The organism is Tissierellales bacterium, assembly GCA_025210965.1.
Classification (GTDB): Bacteria; Bacillota; Clostridia; order Tissierellales; family JAOAQY01; genus JAOAQY01.
Genome location: JAOAQY010000137.1, coordinates 1 through 4896, shown reverse-complemented (window position 1 = coordinate 4896; position 4896 = coordinate 1). Strand labels below are relative to the sequence as shown.

Genomic DNA, 4896 nt, shown 5'->3' with positions numbered 1-4896 from the left:
TTGCTTGAAATTATTAGCGGAATGATACTAGTGAATTACAAGAAACATTTAAATCAAGGAATATCATATAGTGAATTTGAAAAAAAATTAAAAGTTCAATTAGAATTTCTATTTAGAATTTAGAAATATGATTTGCGATTCGCTAATATTGTTTGATATAGGCTTGTAAACAATCATAGTATTTTATTTCGCCCATTATTTTTTGCCGTATAGAGATATTGGTCAGCTTTTTTTATGAGATCTTTAGGATCTTCACCAATATATGTTGCTACTCCACCACTCAGAGTGAGGGGAATATTTAGGCTTATAGAACTAGATTTTTCAATATTTTCTCTAAATTGATTACATAAATTGTAAGCAGTATCATAATCCATATTAGGCATTATTGCTAGAAATTCTTCCCCGCCATAGCGACCTATATAACATTCAGAAGGAAATCCTACGTGAAATGCAGAACTAAGCCATTTTAAAACGTCATCTCCTGTAGGATGACCAAAATTGTCGTTTACATTTTTAAAGTGGTCAATATCTAGCATTGCTATGCTAAATGGTGTATCGTTATTAGATAGCTCAAATACTTTATTTACTATATATTTGTGATTATAAAGTCCAGTGAGACCATCTATTTCCAGTAATTTTTCTAGGTCATTGTTTTTTTGTTCAAGTTCTTTAAATAGGGTATACATTCTGATAGTTCCCTTTAAACGAGCAAAGAAAATATCTTCGTTTACGGGCTTTATGATGTAATCATCGGCACCAGCTAGTAGAACATTTTGTATTGTTTCTGCTGCATCGACCTTGGATACTGCAATTATAACATTATCAGAACAAGATTTTCTAAGTTTTAAAATGACATCTATTCCGAGCATTCCAGGAAGAATTAAGTCTATTATATAAACATCAAACTTACTATTTGATTCAAATAGGGATTCTCCAGATTCAAAGTAAGAGACATCGTGTATGTGGTATTGGTTGAACATAGCTTTGATAATAGTTCTTTGAAGAGCATTATCTTCTATTACTGCATACGATAACTTTTTTGCTCTTTTATCTAAAGCTAGTGTTTTCTTATATCGTTTTATGATTTTTCTTATATTGGAGATATCGTGTGATTTTGGAATGAAATCTGTTATTCCGTATTTGATGTATTTTCTACGATTTTCAATAGTATTATCAGCAGTAAATATTGCAATGGGTATCTCGCTATATATACTAGCTCTAAGTTCTGGAATTAACTGGGTTTCTATGTCATCTTTAAATGAAAGGCCAGATATGATTAAATCAATATCATAATGCTTTAGAATTTCAAATGCCTCTGATTTACTTTTAGCTGAGTAAAAAGAACAGCATTCATCTATAGCTATGTCACCTAGTAATTTATGAAAAAAACTTGAATTATCAATATGTAAAACCTTGAACACTTGAATCACCAAAATCCTTTCTTTTTGATACTTTATAAAAAGAGGTTGTAAATTAGTAGATATTTTTTATTATATCGTTAAAAATGCAAATAAAAAAGGTTTTTTTATTTACATAAAATGTAAAACTTGAATAAATAATCCCATAATTCAGAAATAACGAATATTTTTAAATGCTTTAAATCATAATAGGAGCTTTCAAAATAAGCTTGCAAAATAAACAGGATGTGGTATAATCTAAATATTATAAATTACATGCTGTGAAGAGGCCAAGTAGATAGAATTTTTATCTAAAAGAGAGTCAGTGGTGGTGAGAACTGATAGTTGAATTTTATCGAATCTACCTTAGAGCATCTGATTAATCTCAGACCTGTAGCGAGGGTTAATCGCATTAGAGAGAGCTGATTGCTAAATTGGGTGGCAACGCGGGTAAATACACTCGTCCCATTGTTTCGTAAAGAGACAATAGGGCGAGTTTTTTTATTTTATTAAAACTATTCGCAGGCATGTTTAAAAAAGTGAAGGGAGTCGATACGAATGTTAGATATTAAAAGAATTAGAGCGAATGTAGAAGAAGTAAAGGAATTGTTAGAGAGAAGACAAAATGGAGCTTATGACATAGATGCTATTGTAAAATTAGATGGCGATAGAAGAGAGATACTACAAGAGGTAGAGCAGCTTAAAGCTAAGCAAAATCAAGTTTCTAAAGAAATACCAAAATTAAAAAAAGAAGGCAAAGATGTAGCTCCAATATTTGCTGAGATGAAAGAAATTTCTAATAAGGTAAAAGAGTTAGATGCTAAGGTGAAAGCTGTTGATGAAGAGATTCAAGAGCGTTTGCTTTACATTCCAAATATTCCAAATCCAGAAATTCCAGTTGGAAATGACGACCAAGATAATGTTGAAATGAGAAAATGGGGAGAGCCTAAAAACTTTGATTTTGATATCAAAGCACATTGGGATTTAGGTGTGGATTTAGACATATTGGATTTTGAAAGAGCAGCGAAGATTACAGGTGCTAGATTCACATTATTCAAAGGCAAAGGAGCACTTCTTGAGAGAGCGCTAATAAACTTCATGTTAGCAAAACATACATTAGAGCATGGATATACAGAACTTATGACACCATTTATGGTAAACAGAGAGAGCATGACTGGTACAGGACAATTGCCAAAATTTGAAGAAGATGCATTTAAACTTCCTAGCAAGGACTATTTCTTAGTTCCAACTGCAGAGGTTCCTGTTACGAACTATCACAGAGGAGAAATATTAGATGAGGAAACACTTCCTGTTAGCTATACAGCTTATACGCCTTGCTTTAGACAAGAAGCTGGATCAGCAGGTAGAGATACAAGAGGTCTTATTAGAAACCACCAATTTGACAAAGTGGAGATGGTTAAATTAGTTGATCCTGAAAAATCTTACGAAGAATTAGAAGCACTTACAGGACATGCGGAAGCTATATTACAAGCATTAGGACTTCCATATAGAGTGGTTACACTTTGCAGTGGAGACTTAGGTTTCAGTGCAGCTAAGACTTACGATATAGAAGTATGGATGCCAAGCTACGGAAGATATGTAGAAATTAGTTCTTGCTCAAACTTTGAAGACTATCAAGCAAGAAGAGCAAACATTAGATTTAGACCAGAAGGTAAAGGAAAACCACAATTTGTTCACACATTAAATGGATCAGGTCTTGCAGTTGGAAGAACATTTGCTGCTATACTTGAAAACTATCAAAGAGCTGATGGAAGCATAGAAATACCAGAGGTTCTTAGAGGATTCATGGGTGGAATCGAAGAATTGAAATAAATACCATAGTTTCACATAATCTTAAGATATTTATACCAAAGTCTTTTTTTATAATAAATACATAGATAAGAACAGAGCAAATAAGTTCTTACAAATCCATACAAATGATAGAACAATTATGAAGGAGGAATTTATTATGAAAAAAAGACAACTATTAGCAGGACTTATGGCAGCAATGATAGCATTACCGGGAATGGCAATGGCAGCGAGTACTGAAGACAAGGCTGATTACAAGGAGAAACCTGGAATTCATGCAGAGCATAAAGGTCCATTTGCAGAATTAGATGAAGAAGTAAGAGACGCTTTAAGAGACTTGAAAAAACAAGTCATAGCTGGAGATATAACTAAAGCAGAATTCGAAGAGCAGATGAAGGAATTGTTGCCAGAAGGTTTTGAACTTAGAGCGAGAGATAAAAAAGAGTTCAGAGAAAAAAGAGAATTAACTGAAGAACAAAAAGAATTTTTTGAAGCTAGAAAAGCTTATATGGATGGCGAAATTACTATTGATGAATTGATAGAAATGGCAAAAGAAGCACATCCAGAGAAAGAAATGGATGAAGAAACATTTAAGCTTAGATTAGAAGCTAAGAAGCAATTAGTAAATGGCGAAATTACAGAAGAAGAGTTTTGTGAGAAATTAGGTCTAGATTATGAAAAATTCCAAGAGAGAAAAGATGCTCTAAAGGGACATAGACCTCACAAAAAATCGAAAGAAGCAAAGCAAGACTAGTAAAGTATTTAAAATATAAAGTATTCTGTCTAACACACAGGTGCCTAGATACTAGATTTCACTCGAATTTAGTATCTAGGCATTTTTTTTGATTAAATTTATTTTAAATGGATATTATATAGTGAATATATTGTAGTTAGTTTCTAATTCAGTTAGTGAAAGAAAAAAGCCTTTGTACAAGTGTAAGTTTAGAATATAATGTAATTGAGTAATTGTATTTCAAATTGATATTGGATTAGAGGGTATATAAAAAATGAGAGAGAGGTACTTAAAATGATAATAACTTCAAAAATTTTAGTAATGTTTATAGCATTAGAGCACTTTTATATTATGATTATGGAAATGTTTTTATGGGAAAAAAAGGGTCCTAGTATATTTAAGCAATTTAATAGTAATTTATTTGGACAAACTACAGCGATGGCTAAAAATATGGGAATATATAACAGCTTTTTGGCAGCAGGTTTGACCTGGAGTATTTTTATTAATGATTCTGTATGGTCATTTAATATTGCAGTATTCTTTTTGCTTTGTGTTATAGTTGCGGGTATATATGGTGGATTTACAGCAGAAAAAAGCATATTTTTCAAGCAAGGTGTTCCGTCTATTATAGTTTTGATAATAATTTTTTTAATTAAATAACAAGAGCTTTTTTAGATGGTATGTGTTTTGATTTCGTGCTAAAATCAAGTTGAGAAGTAAATACCTAAAAAGAGGTGTATACAAATGAGAGATTTTCAGCCAGAGGGAATTTACGAAAAAATAGCAGAAGCTTCAGTTTACGGGAATTTGGGATTGTTTATAGGAGCAGGTTTTTCAAAAGAAGTGCTCTCAGATAAGATAAATACAGATGTGATGAATTGGGAAGGATTGCTTAGAGAAGTTGGAAATAGTTATGGTGTAAGCACTGATTCTATATTTTATAAAAATCATTCGTAT

At 31.8% G+C, this 4896-nt stretch carries 5 protein-coding genes and 1 other annotated feature; of the genes, 4 read left to right on the top strand and 1 reads right to left on the bottom strand.

Going from position 1 to position 4896, the window contains the following annotated elements; all coding sequences use genetic code 11:
* Window positions 1–173: 173 nt before the first annotated feature.
* Entirely contained in the window at window positions 174–1421 is a 1248-nt protein-coding gene (locus tag N4A40_09710) for a diguanylate cyclase (protein ID MCT4662123.1), read from the bottom strand.
* Between the two features lie 248 nt (window positions 1422–1669).
* Window positions 1670–1868: a binding site (T-box leader), on the top strand.
* 87 nt (window positions 1869–1955) lie between these two features.
* Between N4A40_09710 and serS the strand changes: the two genes are divergently transcribed.
* The 4 genes from serS to N4A40_09690 all read left to right on the top strand — a co-directional run.
* Window positions 1956–3230 carry a serine--tRNA ligase gene (gene serS / locus N4A40_09705; GenBank protein ID MCT4662122.1) on the top strand — a complete coding sequence of 425 codons (1275 nt, stop codon included), beginning with the start codon at window positions 1956–1958 and terminating at the stop codon, window positions 3228–3230.
* Between the two features lie 136 nt (window positions 3231–3366).
* A complete protein-coding gene (locus N4A40_09700) occupies window positions 3367–3960 on the top strand; it encodes an SHOCT domain-containing protein (GenBank protein MCT4662121.1) in 594 nt (197 codons plus the stop codon).
* A 273-nt stretch (window positions 3961–4233) separates the two neighbouring features.
* Window positions 4234–4599 carry a DUF1304 domain-containing protein gene (locus N4A40_09695; protein MCT4662120.1) on the top strand — a complete coding sequence of 122 codons (366 nt, stop codon included), beginning with the start codon at window positions 4234–4236 and terminating at the stop codon, window positions 4597–4599.
* A gap of 84 nt (window positions 4600–4683) precedes the next feature.
* Window positions 4684–4896: hypothetical protein (locus N4A40_09690; GenBank protein ID MCT4662119.1), on the top strand; the 213-nt coding region annotated here is incomplete at its 3' end.